The organism is Nocardia sp. bgisy118 (genome assembly GCF_057708605.1).
The window spans coordinates 71626-87605 of the sequence record NZ_JBYISM010000025.1 but is presented as its reverse complement, the minus strand read 5'-3'; the positions used below and the strand labels follow the sequence as shown (position 1 = coordinate 87605).

16 protein-coding genes are annotated in these 15980 nt (G+C 70.7%); 6 read left to right on the top strand and 10 right to left on the bottom strand.

All coding sequences use genetic code 11. The features are described from left to right. Positions 1-35 precede the first annotated feature (35 nt). A complete protein-coding gene (dxs, locus tag AC3EO7_RS27095; protein WP_431970908.1) occupies positions 36-1934 on the bottom strand; it encodes a 1-deoxy-D-xylulose-5-phosphate synthase in 1899 nt (632 codons plus the stop codon). A gap of 244 nt (positions 1935-2178) precedes the next feature. Between dxs and glsA the strand changes: the two genes are divergently transcribed. From glsA to AC3EO7_RS27080, 3 genes are all read left to right on the top strand, one after another. Further along, a complete protein-coding gene (glsA, locus tag AC3EO7_RS27090; protein WP_431970907.1) occupies positions 2179-4041 on the top strand; it encodes a glutaminase A in 1863 nt (620 codons plus the stop codon). Between the two features lie 61 nt (positions 4042-4102). Then, positions 4103-4786, top strand: a complete 684-nt coding sequence (locus tag AC3EO7_RS27085) for an SIMPL domain-containing protein (protein ID WP_431970906.1) — start codon at positions 4103-4105, stop codon at positions 4784-4786. 88 nt (positions 4787-4874) lie between these two features. Continuing rightward, positions 4875-5678, top strand: a complete 804-nt coding sequence (locus AC3EO7_RS27080; RefSeq protein WP_431970905.1) for an enoyl-CoA hydratase — start codon at positions 4875-4877, stop codon at positions 5676-5678. Positions 5679-5694: 16 nt separating this feature from the next. Here AC3EO7_RS27080 and AC3EO7_RS27075 read toward each other — a convergent pair whose 3' ends face one another. The 4 genes from AC3EO7_RS27075 to AC3EO7_RS27060 form a co-directional block, all read right to left on the bottom strand. Beyond that, entirely contained in the window at positions 5695-5973 is a 279-nt protein-coding gene (locus tag AC3EO7_RS27075; RefSeq protein ID WP_435592739.1) for a VOC family protein, read from the bottom strand. Positions 5974-6047: 74 nt separating this feature from the next. Further along, on the bottom strand, positions 6048-6350 hold the full coding sequence (locus AC3EO7_RS27070) for a DUF1330 domain-containing protein (protein ID WP_435592738.1): 303 nt from the start codon (positions 6348-6350) through the stop codon (positions 6048-6050). A 126-nt stretch (positions 6351-6476) separates the two neighbouring features. Beyond that, entirely contained in the window at positions 6477-7880 is a 1404-nt protein-coding gene (locus tag AC3EO7_RS27065) for a class I SAM-dependent RNA methyltransferase (RefSeq protein ID WP_435592737.1), read from the bottom strand. Between the two features lie 37 nt (positions 7881-7917). Further along, a complete protein-coding gene (locus tag AC3EO7_RS27060; RefSeq protein ID WP_431970901.1) occupies positions 7918-9909 on the bottom strand; it encodes an APC family permease in 1992 nt (663 codons plus the stop codon). A gap of 193 nt (positions 9910-10102) precedes the next feature. On the opposite strand from AC3EO7_RS27060, the gene AC3EO7_RS27055 reads away from it, so the two are divergent. Together AC3EO7_RS27055 and AC3EO7_RS27050 are read left to right on the top strand one after the other, a co-directional pair. After that, positions 10103-10768: a potassium channel family protein gene (locus AC3EO7_RS27055; protein ID WP_435592736.1), complete on the top strand. Its 666-nt coding sequence runs from the start codon at positions 10103-10105 to the stop codon at positions 10766-10768. Between the two features lie 2 nt (positions 10769-10770). Beyond that, complete coding sequence (locus tag AC3EO7_RS27050; RefSeq protein ID WP_431970899.1) at positions 10771-11442, top strand: potassium channel family protein; 672 nt, start codon at positions 10771-10773, stop codon at positions 11440-11442. 33 nt (positions 11443-11475) lie between these two features. On the opposite strand, the gene AC3EO7_RS27045 is transcribed toward AC3EO7_RS27050, so the two are convergent. From AC3EO7_RS27045 to AC3EO7_RS27035, 3 genes are all read right to left on the bottom strand, one after another. Then, positions 11476-12093, bottom strand: coding sequence for a sigma-70 family RNA polymerase sigma factor (locus tag AC3EO7_RS27045; RefSeq protein WP_435592767.1), 618 nt, complete (start codon positions 12091-12093; stop codon positions 11476-11478). 153 nt (positions 12094-12246) lie between these two features. After that, complete coding sequence (locus tag AC3EO7_RS27040) at positions 12247-12984, bottom strand: DUF3159 domain-containing protein (protein ID WP_435592735.1); 738 nt, start codon at positions 12982-12984, stop codon at positions 12247-12249. A 5-nt stretch (positions 12985-12989) separates the two neighbouring features. After that, positions 12990-13367, bottom strand: coding sequence for an OB-fold nucleic acid binding domain-containing protein (locus AC3EO7_RS27035; protein WP_067849155.1), 378 nt, complete (start codon positions 13365-13367; stop codon positions 12990-12992). 101 nt (positions 13368-13468) lie between these two features. On the opposite strand from AC3EO7_RS27035, the gene AC3EO7_RS27030 reads away from it, so the two are divergent. Beyond that, on the top strand, positions 13469-14233 hold the full coding sequence (locus AC3EO7_RS27030; protein WP_431970896.1) for an alpha/beta fold hydrolase: 765 nt from the start codon (positions 13469-13471) through the stop codon (positions 14231-14233). 376 nt (positions 14234-14609) lie between these two features. Here the strand turns inward: AC3EO7_RS27030 and AC3EO7_RS27025 are convergent, their stop codons facing one another. Both AC3EO7_RS27025 and dut read right to left on the bottom strand, forming a co-directional pair. Continuing rightward, on the bottom strand, positions 14610-15458 hold the full coding sequence (locus tag AC3EO7_RS27025) for a DUF3710 domain-containing protein (RefSeq protein ID WP_435592734.1): 849 nt from the start codon (positions 15456-15458) through the stop codon (positions 14610-14612). Positions 15459-15462: 4 nt separating this feature from the next. Then, complete coding sequence (gene dut, locus AC3EO7_RS27020; RefSeq protein ID WP_431970894.1) at positions 15463-15963, bottom strand: dUTP diphosphatase; 501 nt, start codon at positions 15961-15963, stop codon at positions 15463-15465. Positions 15964-15980 lie beyond the last annotated feature (17 nt).

Below are 15980 nucleotides of genomic sequence, written 5' to 3'. Positions count from 1 at the left end.
GAGCCTGCCGGGGCGTGTGGTCGAGTGGGGTCGTCTCAGCTCGCGCTGAGCCAGCCGGTGATGCGCCGGGCGATATCTTCGGCGGTGAGGCCGAGTTCCTCGTGGACCTGGTTGCGGGAGGCGTGGTCGAGGAACTGCTGCGGCACGCCGAGGTCGCGGGTGGGGACGTCGAGGCCCGCGGAGCGCAGGCGGGCCGAGACGGTGGAGCCGATGCCGCCGTGCAGGCCGCCGTCCTCGAGGGTGACCACCAGGCGGTAGTTCTCCGCGAGCTTGACCACGGTGTCCGAGACCGGCAGCACCCAGCGCGGGTCGATGACGGTGACCGCGACGCCTTCCGGCGTCAGCAGATCCGCGACACCCAGCGCCGTCTCGGCGAACGAACCGACGGCGACGATCAGCACATCACCGCGCTGCGCCCGCGCCGAACCGCCCTCGGCGTCCGGAAAGCGCAGCACGTCCACACCGTCGAGTCGTTCGACGGCCGGAATGTCCTCGATCACACTGCCCTTCGGGAACCGCAGCGCGGTGGGCCCGTCGTTCACGGCCAGCGCCTCTCCCAGTTCCTCGCGCAGGGTGGCCGCGTCGCGCGGAGCCGCCACCCGGATGCCGGGGACGATGCCGAGCACCGACAGGTCCCACATGCCGTTGTGGCTGGCGCCGTCGGACCCGGTGATGCCCGCGCGGTCCAGCACCACGGTGACGGGCTGCTTCAGCAGAGCCACGTCCATCAACAGCTGATCGAAGGCGCGGTTGAGGAAGGTCGAGTAGATCGCGACCACGGGGTGCAGACCGCCGAGCGCGAGACCGGCCGCCGACGCCATGGCGTGCTGCTCGGCGATGCCGACGTCGAACATCCGGTCGGGGAACCGCTCGCCGAACGCGGCGAGACCGGTCGGGCCCGGCATCGCGGCGGTGATGGCGACGATGTCGTCGCGCTGGTGGGCGTGCGCGATCAGTTCCTCGGAGAACACCGAGGTCCAGCCGATCGCCTTCGGACCGCCGACGGGGCGGCCGGTCAGCGGGTCGATGGGGTCGCAGGCGTGCATCTGGTCGGCGACGTGGTTCTCCGCGGGCGCGTAGCCGCGGCCCTTCTGGGTGACCGCGTGCACCACCACCGGACCACCGAAGTCCTTGGCGCGGCGCAGCGCCGCCTCCATGGCGGCGACGTCGTGGCCGTCCACCGGGCCGACGTACTTGAGCCCGAGATCGCTGAACAGCTCCTGCGGGTTCACCGCGTCCTTGATGCCCGCCTTCACCGCGTGCACCATCGAGTAGGCCGATTCGCCCACCCGCGGAATGCTCTTCAGGATCCGCTTGCCCGCGTCCAGCGCGTGCTCGTAGAAGGGCTGGGTGCGCAGCGCGGTGAGCCGGTCGGCCAGTCCGCCGATGGTCGGCGCGTAGGAGCGGCCGTTGTCGTTGACGACGATCACCACCGAGCGGTCCGGCGCGGCGGCGATGTTGTTCAGCGCCTCCCAGCACATGCCGCCGGTGAGCGCGCCGTCGCCGACGATCGCGACGACGTGCCTGCCCTGCCCGGTGAGCTGGAAGGCCTTGGCCAGGCCGTCGGCGTAGGACAGCGCCGCGGAGGCGTGCGAGGACTCGACCCAGTCGTGGGCGCTCTCCGCGCGGCTCGGGTAGCCCGACAGTCCGCCCTGCTTGCGCAGGCCGTCGAACTGGTCCTTGCGGCCGGTGAGGATCTTGTGCACGTAGGCCTGGTGGCCGGTGTCGAAGATCAATGGATCGGCAGGCGAATCGAAGACCCGATGCAGCGCGATGGTCAGCTCCACCACGCCGAGGTTCGGTCCGAGGTGGCCGCCGGTGGCGGCGACCTTCCGCACCAGGAACTCACGGATCTCCTCCGCCAGCTCCCGCAACTCGGCCACGTTCAGCCGGCGCAAGTCTTCGGGCGTGTCGACCCGGGAAAGCACTCCCACCTGAACTCGCTCCCTCCGGATAGCGCTTCTGATCCGATCAGTCTACTGAGCGGTGACAGTGCCGCTTTCCGACAAGTGCCTGTCACCAACCGACTTCGTCGCGAAATGTGAGACTGGGCACGCGCGCGGCCGGACGAAAACATCCGGCCGTCGGTCCCTACCGTACCTGTCGCGCGAACGTGGCCCGACAGTGTCCGGGCAAACTTCGCGCCCCGGGCGCGGCGAACGCCCATAGAGTGGTCGTGTGGCCGAGCCCCAGCACGAGGTTCCCCGACCAGCCGATGCCGGCGTGGTGGCGCGCATCGTCGCCGACGTATACGCCGGGTGCGTGACCGATCGATCCGGCGAGCTGGCCGACTACATTCCCGAACTCGCTGCGGTGCAACCCGATTCGTTCGGCCTGTGCCTGGCCACCGCGGACGGGCGGGTCTACGGCGCCGGTGACGTGCACGCGGCCTTCACGATCCAGTCGATCTCCAAGCCGTTCACCTACGCGCTCGCGCTGGCCGATCGCGGGCCCGCCGCGGTGGCCGAGCGCATCGATGTGGAACCCTCCGGCGAACCGTTCAACGAGATCAGCCTCGACCCGGTGACCGAACGTCCGCGCAACCCGATGATCAACGCGGGCGCCATCACCGCCGCCTCGTTGATCGCAGGCCGTGACGCCGCCGACAAGTTCGACCGGGTGCGCCGCTGCTACTCCCGTTTCGCCGGGCGCGAGCTGCGCCTGAACGACGCCGTGTACGCCTCCGAGGCGCGCACCGGTTATCGCAACCGCGCCATCGGCTACATGCTGCGCTCGTTCGGCATCATCGACTCCGATCCGGACGAGGCGGTGGACCGCTACTTCCGGCAGTGCTCGATCGACGTCACCTGCCACGACCTCGCGGTGATGGCCGCGACCATGGCCAACAACGGCGTCAACCCGCTGACCAGGGAGCGGGCCCTGTCCAGCGCGCTCACCGAGCAGGTGCTGAGCGTGATGACGACCTGCGGGATGTACAACGCGGCGGGCGACTGGGTGAGCACCGTCGGCCTGCCCGCCAAGAGCGGCGTCGGCGGCGGCATTCTCGCGGTGCTGCCCGGACAGATCGGGATCGCGGTGTACTCGCCGCGCCTGGATCGGCAGGGCAACAGCGTGCGCGGGGTCGCGGCGTGCCGGGAGCTCTCGCGGCGGCTGGAACTGCACTTCCTGCACGTCACGCGGTCGGCGCGCACAGCGATCCGCGCCGAGTACACGATGGCGGAGGCTCCGTCCCGGATGCGGCGCAGCACCGAGGAGATCGCGGTGCTCGACGAGCACGGACACCGGGCCAGGGTCTACGAACTACACGGCGACCTGTTGTTCGCGGGCGCGGAGAGCGCGGTGCGGGCGATCGAGGCGAGGGCCGGAGAGCTGGACGCGCTGCTGATCGACCTGCGCCGAGTCGGTGAGGTCAGCGCGATCGCGGTCACCATGCTCGACGACCTGCACCGCGAGCTCGCCGCGACCGACTGCCTGGTCGCGCTGGTGGACCCGGACGCCAAGCTGGGGCGCTCGGTGTCGAGCCTGGACCCGGCCGACCCGCGCGGGCGGATCTTCATCGACCGCGACACCGCCACCGAGTGGTGCGAGGACATCGTGCTGGCCAGGCACCGGCCCGCCGACGAACCGGCGTGCACGTCGATTTCGATCGAGGAGCACCCCGTGCTCGCCGCGCTCACCCCCGAGGACAGAGACCGGCTGGCGAAGGAGTTCGAGGGACGCACCATCGCCCGCGGCGAGGTGATCGCCCGCCACGGCAGCAGCCGTTCCGGGCTGTATCTGATCTTGGAAGGGCGGGTGCGGCTCACTTTCTTCGGCGCCGACGGACGCGCCCACCGGTTGGTCACGCTGTCGGCGGGGATGTCGTTCGGGGAACTGCCGATGCTGGTCGACGCGCCGTTCGTGAACGAGGTGCGCGCCGAGACCGAGGTCAGGGTCGCGGTGCTCGACCCGGCCCGCTTCGACGTGCTCGCCGAACGCGCGCCACAGCTGAAGATGGCGCTGCTGAAACGGCTCGCGGCCAGCGCGTACGCGCAGGTGGACTCCGCCGTGCGGACCATCGTGGTCCGCGGCGGGGACTAGCGAGCCAGCCATGGCGTCCGACGATCCGGCGACGAGACAACCGAGCGAGGAGCACAGCGACGTGAGCAAGAAGAAGTCCGACACCGGCACGGTCACCACCTTCGGTCAGGGCAGCGTGCGCGCCACCCCGGATCTGATGCGGGTCACCCTCTCCGTCGAGACCAGGGCGAGCAAGGTCGCGCTGGCCTACGGGCAGGCGGGCGAGCGCGTCTCGGCGGTCACCTCGGCGCTGCGCGGCAACGGCGTCGCCGACGCCGACATCGCCACCAGCGGGCTGTCGGTGCGCACCGAGACCGTGTGGACCGAGGGGCAGGGCAACCGCATCACGGGATATCTCGCGACCGCCGATCTCACCGTCGCGCTGCGCGATATCGACGCGGAGAAAGGAGCGTTCCCCGGCCCCGCCACGATCATCGCCGACGCGGTCGAGGCGGGCGGCGACGACGTCCGCTTGGGCGGGCTCGTCCTGACCTTCGCCGACCAGGCCGGCTTGCTCGCGCGTGCCCGCGACGCGGCGTGGGACAACGCGCTGGCCAAGGCCGAGCAGTACGCCGCACGCGCGGGCCGCTCGCTGGGCACGGTGCTGGAGATCACCGAGAACGCCGCGTCCGCACCGCCTTTCGCGCCGGCGATGCGCGCGATGTCGGCGCCGGTGGGCGAGGTGGCGTTCGCCGCCGCGGTCCCGGTGGAGCTCGGCGAATCGGAGATCTCGGCGAACGTGCGCGCCACCTGGGCATTGGACTGAAGGGGCGCGGATTTCGCCGCGATCGACGCGCGGGCAACCCTATAGTGAAGGCGCGCGGCGGACCCGGCGCCGCGGGTCAGGAGTCGCCATGTCCTTCGTGCTGATCGATCGGCCGCGGCCGCAGATCGCGCTGGTGACGCTGAACCGGCCGGAGCGGATGAACGCCATGGCCTTCGACGTGATGATCCCGCTGCGCGAGGCGTTCGAGCAGGTGAGCGCCGACAACGACGTCCGCGTGGTGGTGCTGACCGGGGCCGGGCACGGATTCTGTTCCGGCGCCGACCTCCAGGGCGCCGGTCGGGTGCCGAACACGACGGGGCTCACCACCACCACGGTGGCGCGGCGTTCGATGGACCTGCTCAACGACGTGATGATCACGCTGCGCCGCATGCACCAACCCGTGATCGCCGCGGTCAACGGCGCGGCCATCGGCGGCGGGTTCTGCCTGAGCGTCGGCGCCGACATCCGCATCGCGGGCGAGGACGCCTACTTCCGCGCCGCGGGCATCAACAACGGGCTCACCTCGACCGAACTGGGCATGAGTTTCCTGCTGCCGCGCGCCATCGGCTCCGCGCGCGCCTTCGAGATCATGCTCTCCGGCCGCGACGTCGACGCCGTCGAGGCCGAGCGGATCGGCCTGGTCTCCCGCACCGTGCCCACCGCGAAGCTCCTCGACACCTGCTATGACCTGGCCGAGCGCATCATCGGCTTCAGCAGGGTCGGCACCGAGCTCACCAAGCGGATGCTGTGGAGCGGGCTGGAGGCGAGCAGCTTCGAATCGCACATGCAGCAGGAGGGCCTCGCCCAGCTCTACGTCCGCCTCACCACCGACAACTTCGACGAAGCCATCCGCGCCCGCCGCGACCGCCGCCCGCCCCACTACGAACACTGATCCCGCCCGCCGGACCTCAGCGCGCCAGGAACTCCAGCCGGTTGCCGACGCCGTCGACGGTGAAGAAGCGGCGGCGGCCCGGGATCTCGGCGGGATCGGCCCTCCGCACCGGATGGCCCCCGGCCGCGACCGCCTCGGCCGTCGCGTCGACGTCGACCACGAAAGCCGGATGCGCCTCGAGGGCGGGCCGGAAGTCCGCCTCCACCCCCACGTGCAGCTCGCCGTCGGGCCCGCCGCAGCCCGGCACCCGGAACCAGCAACCGCCGCGCTCCGCGAGCAGCGGAGGCTTCGGCAACCGGCACAAGGACTCTCGGGTCCGCCGCCGACCTTGCGCCGGTCGGCGGCTGTCCGGCTCGCGGCGCTCGCGCATCAGCTCGGGCGGTGGTCGAGACCCTTCGCCAGCAGGATCACGCCGTCGGCGCCTGCTCGCCGGTCCTTCGAGATCTCCTGGTACTCAGGGGATTCCGACCACGCGGCGACGGCGGCCTCGTTGGGGAAGGACATCAGGACGACCTTCTCGCGGTCGGTCGTCCCCTCGAGGGTGGTCGGGGTTTCGTCGGCGGCGAGAAGGGTGCCCTCGTACTTGGTGAACACCGACATGAAGCGCGCCTGGTAGCGGTCGTAGGCGGCGCGGTCGGTGAACTTCAGCTGGGCGATCACGTACACGGTCATGATCAGGACTCTAAACCGGCCGTGCCACAGGTTTATGAGGATCGGGCCGCACCCCGGTGGGCGGCAGGCCCGACTCGGCGCAAGACGCCGACCACGGCCGAATCCTCCGACGGCCGCGGCGGACTCTCACCGCTCGAGCAGCGCCAGGCACTCCACGTGGTGGGTCGCCGGGAAGGCGTCGAAAGCGCGCAGGTCGGTGAGGCGATAGCCGTGCGATTGGTAGAGGCCGAGATCGCGGGCGAAAGCGGCCGGGTCGCAGCCGACGTGGACGACCCGGGACGGATTCGCCGTCGCTACCGCCGCGACGACCTCCTTTCCCGCGCCCGCGCGCGGCGGATCCAGCACCACCGCCCGCGGCGCGGCGCCGCCGGCGTGTTCGGCCAACCAGCGCTCGACGCGTTCGGCGCGCAGCTCCACCCATGGCAGGTCGCGCAGCGCGGCCTGTCCGTCGGCCACGGCGGAACGCGCCGATTCCACCGCGAGCACCGCGCCCTCCGCTCCGACCCGATCGGCGAGCCGCGCCGCGAAGACTCCCGCGCCGCTGTACAGGTCCCAGGCGAGGTCGCCTGCGGCGAGATCGGACCATTCCGACACGACGTCCGAATAACACTGTGCCGCAAGACGATGCGCTTGCCAGAACCCGGTCGCGGCGACCTCCCAGCGTCGCCCGGCCACGTATTCCACGGCCCGCCCGCTGCCGTCGATCACCCATTCGTCGCGTGCGGCGTGCGTCGCCGCCCGGCGCGCCGCCGCCGCGCGGCGGGCTTCCGCGGGATCCTCGGCCCCGTGCCGTCCCGCCGCACCTTCGACCGAAGGCCCGCCACCCTCCGGCCCTCGGCTCCGGCGATCCCCGGCGTCACCGCCGCGCCGTCCCCGTGGTCCGCCGCCGTGCCGCCTGCCCCGCCGCGGCGTCGCGTGCTCGGCGGGCGGCAGTTCCACGAGATGCCGCACCCCGTCACCGTCCACCGTGACGACCAGATCGGCGCCGGGCGTCCACACGCGGTCCGCGATACCGTCCATCGCCCCCGAAACCGGTTGCGGGCAGCGCAGATCCGCGATCACCTCGGTGCTGCGATAACGGTGCACGCCTGCCCGACCCTCGGCATCGACCGGCAGCCGGATCCTGGTGCGCCAGCCGCCGGACTTGTCGTCCGGGTATCCGGCGATCGGCTCGACGACCACCTCGCGCTCGATGCCCGCCAGCCTGCGCAACTGCTCGGCCACCACCGCGGCCTTCAGTCCACGCTGGGCGGCGGGAGTGGCGTGCGAGAAATCGCAGCAGCCCGCGCCGCCCGGCCCGGAGACCGGGCAGCTGGCGGGCACTCGATCCGGTGAAGGCTCGAGGATCCGCACGGCGTCGGCGCGGCAGAACGAACCGCCGCGATCCTCGGTGACCGTCGCGCGCACCAGCTCACCCGGCAGCCCGTGCCGCACGAAGACGACCCGGCCCTCGTGCCTGCCGACGCAGAACCCGCCGTGCCCGGGCGGGCCGAGCCGCAGGTCGAAGGTCAGGCCGAACCAGTCGGTCATCGCGGAGACCTGCCTGCGGCGCGCCGATGCCGCGCGCTCATACCCGGTCCTCGTAGCCGCGCCGCACCGCGCCGGGCGCGTTGATCTCGCCCACCTGCTTGGCCCGCGTCGTCGACGAGCTCAACTGCCACGGCACCGAAGTCACCATGACGCCGGGCTCGAACAGCAGCCTGCCCTTGAGCCGCAGCGCGCTCTGGTTGTGCAGCACGGTCTCCCACCAGTGGCCGACCACGTACTCGGGGATGAACACCGTCACCACGTCGCGCGGCGCGTCGCGACGCACCCGCTTGACGTAGTCGAGCACCGGCTTGGTGATCTCGCGGTACGGCGATTCGATCACCTTCAGCGGCACGGTGATATCGCTGTTCTCCCATTCCCGCACCAGCGCTCTGGTGTCGGCCTCGTCGACGTTCACCGTGATCGCCTCGAGCGTGTCCGGCCGGGTGGCGCGGGCGTAGGCCAGGGCGCGCCTGGTGGGCAGGTGCAGCCGCGAGACCAGCACGATCGAATGCGAGCGGCTCGGCAGCACGCCGTCCCACTCGTGCTCGTCGAGCTCCCTGGCGACCGAGTCGTAGTGGCGCCGGATCATCTTCATCACGACGAAGATCGACACCATGGTCAGGATCGCGATCCACGCGCCCGCGAAGAACTTGGTGATGAGCACGATGATCAGCACCGCGCCGGTGGCGCTGAGGCCGACCGCGTTGATCACCCGGGAGCGGTGCATCCTGGCCCGCTGCGCCGGGTCGGTCTCGGTGCGCAGCAACCGCGTCCAGTGCCGCAGCATGCCGGTCTGGCTGAGCACGAACGAGACGAACACGCCGACGATGTAGAGCTGGATGAGCTTGGTGACCTCGGCGCCGAAGACCACGACGAAGGCGATCGCGGCGCCGGACAGGAACAGGATGCCGTTGCTGAAGGCCAGCCGGTCGCCGCGGGTGTGCAGCTGGCGCGGCAGGTAACGGTCCTGGGCCAGAATCGAACCCAGCACCGGGAAGCCGTTGAACGCGGTGTTGGCGGCCAGCACCAGGATCAGCGCGGTGACGGTGGTGATGAAGAAGAAGCCGATCGGGAAGCCCTGGAAGACCGTCTCGGCGATCTGGGCGATCAGCGTCTTCTGCTGGTAGTCGTCGGGCGCACCGATCAGGTGGTCGGTGTCGTGGGCGTACACGATGCCGATCTTCTGCGCCAGGATGATGATGCCCATCAGCAGCGCGATCGCGATGCTGCCCAGCATCAGCAGCGTGGTCGCGGCGTTTCGCGACTTGGGCTTGCGGAACGCGGGCACGCCGTTGCTGATCGCCTCGACACCGGTCAGCGCGGCGCAGCCCGAGGAGAACGCGCGCGCGATCAGGAAGGCGAAAGCGAGGCCGTACAGGTGCTCGTCCTCCGCTTCGAGCTGGAACCCGGCCGACTCGGCCTGCAGGTCCTCGCCGAGCACCACGATGCGGAACAGGCCCCACCCCAGCATGATGGCCATGCCGAAGATGAAGGCGTAGGTCGGGACCGCGAACGCCTTGCCCGATTCCCGCACGCCGCGCAGGTTCATCGCGGTGAGCAGCGCGATCGCGACGACCGCGAACAGCACCTTGTGGGTGGCCACGAACGGGATGGCCGAGCCGATGTTCGACGCGGCCGAGGACATCGAGACCGCGACGGTCAGCACATAGTCCACCAGCAGGGCGCTGCCGACCGTGAGCCCGGCGGTCGGCCCCAGATTCGTGGTCGCGACCTCGTAGTCGCCACCGCCGGACGGGTAGGCGTGCACGTTCTGGCGGTAACTGGCCACCACGACGGCCATGACGAAGGCGACCGCGAGACCCACCCACGGCGCGTACATGTACGCCGAGACGCCCGCCACCGAGAGCACGAGGAAGATTTCCTCGGGCGCGTAGGCAACCGACGACATCGCGTCGGAGGCGAACACCGGCAGCGCGATTCGCTTCGGCAGCAGTGTGTGCCCCAGCGAATCGCTACGGAAGGGCCTGCCCAGCAGCATCCGCTTGGCTGCCGTCGTCAACTTGGACACTGGAGCGAGCATAGATCCCCCGGCCGGTGATCGCCCGCGGGGTGTACCTGCGCGTCTGTGCAGGCCCACGTGTCACAAACAGGTTTGCCCACCCTCCAGAGGGGGAAAGTGGGCCATGGACACATCCGGCGGGTACGGTTCTGCGGACGGGCAAACAGACCGAACGTCATTGGTCCAGGAGCGAGGTTGCACGGTGTACGTAGTGATCATGGGATGCGGACGCGTCGGTTCGTCGCTGGCCCGCGCCCTGGTCCGGGTTGGCCACCAAGTCACCGTGATCGACCGGGATCCGAGCGCGTTCCTGCGGCTCGGTGAAGACTTCCCCGGCGAGCGCTTGGTCGGCGTCGGCTTCGACCGGGATGTGCTGACGCGCGCCGGAATCGCGCGGGCCGACGCGTTCGCCGCGGTCTCCTCCGGCGACAACTCCAACATCATCTCGGCCAGGGTGGCCCGCGAGACCTTCGGCGTCGAGCGCGTGGTGGCCCGGATCTACGACGCCAAGCGCGCCGCCGTCTACGAGCGGCTCGGCATCCCGACCATCGCCACCGTGCCGTGGACCACCGACCGCTTCATGCGCACCCTCGTCGGCGATTCCAGCACCACCACCTGGCGCGACCCCACCGGAACGGTCGCGGTGACCCAGCTGACGCTGCACGAGGAGTGGTACGGGCGCACGGTGCGCGACCTGGAACGCGCGATCGCCGTCCGGGTGGCGTTCATCATCCGGTTCGGGCAGGGCCTGCTCCCCGACAACAAGACCATCGTCCAGGCCGACGACGTCGTCTACGTCGCCGCGACCTCCGGCAACGTCGGCGAGGCCGTCGCACTGGCCGGCAAGCCCCCCGCTAGCGAGGACTGATCATGAAGGTGGCCATCGCCGGGGCAGGCGCCGTCGGCCGATCGATTGCCCGCGAACTGCTACGCAGCGGACACACGGTGATGCTGCTCGAGCGTCAGCTCGACCACATCGACCCGGACGCCATTCCGGACGCCATCTGGGTGCACGCCGACGCATGTGAACTGGCGCTGCTGGAGAACGCCGGACTGGAGACCTACGAGGTGGTCATCGCCGCCACCGGTGACGACAAGGCGAACCTGGTGCACAGCCTGCTCGCCAAGACCGAGTTCGGCGTGCGCCGGGTGGTCGCCAGGGTCAACGACCCGCGCAACGAGTGGCTCTTCGACGGGTCGTGGGGCGTCGACGTGGCGGTCTCGACCCCGCGCCTGCTCGCCTCCCTCGTCGAGGAGGCGGTCTCGGTCGGCGACCTGGTCCGGCTGATGACGCTGCGCCAGGGACAGGCGAACCTGGTCGAGATCACCCTGCCCGCCGACACCGCGCTGGCGGGCAAGCCGGTGCGCACCCTGACCCTGCCGCGCGACGCCGCGCTGGTGACGATCCTGCGCGGCGGGCGGGTGATCGTGCCGCAGGGCGACGATCCTTTCGAGGGCGAGGACGAACTGCTGTTCGTGACCTCGGTGGAGGCCGAGGAAGATCTGCGGGTGGAGCTGTCCCACCACGGCATCAAGCCATAACTCCCCGATACGGTTTGTGCCGCGGATCGGGTTTCAGGCGGCCGTCTGGAGCTGCGCCCGCAGCTTGTTGAGGGCGCGATGCTGCATCACCCTGACCACGCCGGGGCTGGTGCCGATGGCCTCGGCGGTCTGCGCGGCCGACCAGCCGAGCACGATCCGCATGACCAGCACCTCGCGGTGCGCGGGGGCGAGCACCTTCATCAATTCCCTGGTGGCCGTGCGGCGTTCGAGCGCCAGCGCCCATTCCTCGGGGCCTGCCGCCGACGACGGGGCGTCCGGCACCTCGGCCACCGGGTAGGTCGGGTGCATCTGCGAGCGCCGGTACGCGTCGGCGATCTTGTTGGCCGCGATGCCGTAGACGAAGGCCAGGAAGGACTTGCCCTGATCCTTGTAGCGCGGGATGGCGTTGACGGTGGCCAGCAAGATCTCCTGCACCACGTCGTCGGCGGTGACATGGAGGTGGGCCGTATTGCCGAGGCGCGCACCGCAATAGCGGCGGACCAGCGGATGCACCACCCGCACGATCTCCGACACCGCGTTCTTGTCGCCCGCGGCGGCGGGGCCGATCAGCTTGTCCAGCTCCCCCGCCACCCGGCGGCTTTCCGACAGCGCGGGGCTGGTGTGGGCGTGGGTCTTGGTGGTCGAAACCATGTGCTCGGTAGCCAATGTCCGAGTCCTTTCTAGCCGATCGTTGCGTTTTCCGTGTTGCAAACGATCGTCTGATGAACTCGGCTCACCGACCAGGCACCCCAGGGTGGAGAGTGGCCCACCTCTGCGGTGGGACCGACGCCACCCTGTTCTGCGTCAGGCGGTTTCGGCGGAACTGCGCGGCAGATGACCCGCCCGGCGCACCGCCCAGATGGTGACCGCGAAGGCGACGGCGGTCAGCGGCCAGCCCATCCCGATCCTGGCGACGGCGAGCCACCCGGTGCGGTCGGTGTCGTAGAGCTGGGACTGGACCAGATACCTGGCCGCGAAGACCACCACGAAGGTGGCGGTCGCCAGGTCGTAGAGGCGCACGGCCCGGCGATCGGAGCGCCAGTCGGAGCCGTGGCCGTTGAGCACGCTCCAGATCACGCCGACCAGCGGACGGCGCACCAGGATCGAGGCGAGGAAGACTCCCGCGTAGATGAGGCTGGTGTAGATGCCGAACAGGAAGAAGCCCTTGGCCTCACCGACCCGGTAGGCGATCAGCGCGCAGACGCCGACGCCGAGGAAGCCGGAGATCGCCGGCTGCACCGGGCTGCGCCGCACCAGCCGCCACACCAGCACGGCGGCCGCGACGCCGAGCGCCGTCCAGATCGCGGCGGTGAGCCCGGCGAGGGTGTTCACGGGAACGAAGACGAGCACCGGCAGCGTGGAGTAGATCAGGCCGCTGAAGCCGCCCAGCTGCTCGAGCAGCGACGGTCCGGCGGGTTCCGCGCGCTCGGACGCCGCCCGGTCGGGCTCGGCGTATCCGCGCCCGGGAACCGCGGCGTCGATCGGTCGCTCGATATCGGTCGGCGTGCCGAGGTCGGCGCCGTGGTCGTTGCTCGATGGCATACGTGTCAGCTGTTCCCGCGCAATTCGTAGTAGGGGTTGAAGATCACCTTACGGCCATCGCGGTCGCCGACCCGGCCACGGACCAGGATGCGCCGCCCCGGTTCGATGCCGGGGATGCGCCGGCGGCCGATCCAGACCAAGGTGATGGCATCGGTGCCGTCGAAGAATTCTGCCTGAACACTGGCGCCCGACGATTTGGGGCAGGCCTCGACACTCCGTAGTCGACCCAGCATCGTCGCTTCGTCTCCACGACGACACTCGGACGCCCGACACGCGCCCGACGCCTCGGCGGTCTCGGCCAGCTCCTCGGCATCGAGTTGGTCGATGTCCTCGGTCAGCCTTCGGCCCAGACGTCGAAAATACCCTGAGGCTGCGGATGGCATTGCACGCTTCTCCTGCTAGCACAGATGGCGCGGGTCACACGCCATCGTGGTTGTTCTGTGACGACCGGCTGTTGGCCGTACACCCGCCACTGTAGATGCCCATGGCCACCCCCGCTACGCTCGACCCGGTGTTCGACACCCCACATGTCACGAGGGCCACACGACCTGCGGTTCCCCTCGTCGTCGCGCTTCCAGGCACCGGCTCCGACGCCGATTTCGCCAGGCGCGCCTTCGGTCCCGCGAGCGCGGCCCGCGGGTTCGAGCTGATCGCGGTCGATCCCGATCCGCGGGCGGTCGTGTCGAGCTGCCACGCCGCGCTGGACGCGGCCGCCGCGCGCGGACCGGTGCTGGCGGCGGGCATCTCGCTCGGCGCGGCGATCGCACTCGAATGGGCGGGCGCGCACCCGGAATCCACCGCCGGCGTGGTCGCCGCACTGCCCGCGTGGACGGGTTCGGACACCGCCCGCTGCCCGGCCGCGCTCAGCGCCGCCGTGACCGCGGAACAGCTGCGCGCCGACGGCTTGGAGACCGTCATCGCGCGGATGCGGGCGAGCAGCCCGCGCTGGCTGGCCGACGCGCTGACCCAGTCCTGGCGCTCCCAGTGGCCGCACCTGCCGCAGGCGCTGGAGGAGGCCGCCGACTACAAGTGGCCGAGCACCGACCGGCTCGCCACCGTGGACGTGCCGGTCGCGGTCGTCACTGCGGAGGACGACCCGGTCCATCCGCTCGCGGTGGCCGAAGAGTGGGCGCGGCTGATCCCGCACGCGCGACTGTTCCGCACCACCCTCGCCGAACTCGGCGCGGCCCCGGCGATCCTGGGACACATCGGGTTCACCGCCTTCGACCGACCCGACCCGACCTTCTGACCGACGCCCGACCTCGCGGACCGCTCGCGGTCACCGGCCTCGCGATCACCGGCCTCGCGATCACCGGCCTCGCGATCACCGGCCTCACGATCACCGGCCTCACGATCACCGGCCTCACGATCACCGGCCTCACGATCACCGGCCTCACGATCACCGGCCTCACGATCACCGGCCTCACGATCACCGGCCTCACGATCCGCGCAGCGGCCTTGCTCGGGGGACGACGCTCCGAGACGCCGGTGAAGCGTCCGCGCAGCGACGCCGGGAGGCAGGTGAAGCGTCCACACAGCAGCCCCCGCGAGGCAAGCGAAACGCCCACACAGCAGCCACCACCGATGACAGTGGCGGCCGCGCGTACGGCCGGGGTCAGTTCAGTTCAGTTCAGACCGAGCTGTTGCATCGCGGAGCCGTCAGCGCCGCGACGCGGTTGCGGTGGCAGCGACTGCGGCTGCGCGCGCACCGGGGTCTGGGCCGCGGCGACCTGGGCAGCCATCTGCTGTTGCTGCGCCTCGACCTGCGCGTGGTGGGCGGCGGCCAGCTGTTCGGCCAATTGCTGCGGCAGCACGACCGGCAGCGGGTCGCGCACGGGCAGCGGATCGGAGCCACGCCGGATGATGGTCTCGCTGAGGATCGCGCGGGCCGCGGCCACCAGCGGCGTCCCGTCGTCGGCCGCGCCCGAGGGGCCCGCCGCGACCAGGCGCACCATCCAGCGGTAACCGTCGACGCCGATGAAGCGCAGGTCCGCACCCTCGGTGATGGCCAGGATCTCGCGGCCCCACGGACCGGTCTCGACCGCGACGCGCGCGCCCTCCTTGCGCAGCGAGTCGGCCAGGTCGGCCGCCACCGCGCGCCACTGGCCCGGCGATTTGGGCGCCGCGTAGGCGGCGACGGTGATGCGGCCGTGCTCGGTGGCCAGGTGCACCGCCTGCGGGGTGCCGTCGGGGCTCATCTCCACCTGTAGCTGGCCGCCGGGCGGCACCGGTAGGATGACCGAACCCAGGTCGAGACGCTGCTCGACCACCGCGTCCAGCAGCTCGGACACATCGTCGTAGTCGTAGGGGCCGGTCTGCTCACCCGCCGGGCGGTCGTCGAAACCGGCTGCGTCCTCAGCCGATTCGACGTAGGGCAGCTCGTCGGTGTCGTACTCCGCGTCGTCGTACTCGCCGTACTCGTCGTACTGGTCCTCGGCGAACCGGTCCGACTGCTTCTTTCTCTTTCCGAACATCGCCTCACGCCTCCCGGCCGGTCGCCCGGCCTACCCCGTCGGGCTCCGCGCCCAGGCTGGCGTGACCGCCGCTGGACCCGTAGCCGCCCGCACCCCGCGTCGTCTCGTCGAGCCGGTCGACCTCGACGAAGTCCACCAACTCCACCCGCTGCACCAGCAGCTGCGCGATCCGGTCGCCACGACGCAGTTCGATGCGCGTGCGCGGATCGTGATTGATCAGGCACACCTTGATCTCGCCCCGGTAGCCCGCGTCGACGGTCCCCGGCGTGTTCACCACCGACAGCCCTGCCTTGGCGGCCAGTCCGGACCGGGGATGGATCAGCCCGACCGTGCCGACCGGAAGCGCCACGGCGACACCGGTGCCGACCAGCACCCGCTCGCCCGGCTCCAGGATGACGTCCTCGGTGGTGCACAGGTCCACGCCCGCGTCGCCCTCATGGGCGCGCGTCGGCACGGGAATGCCCGGATCCAGCCGCAGCAGGGGTATCGGTGAAAGTGCGCTCACGTTGGTCGAGCCTACGC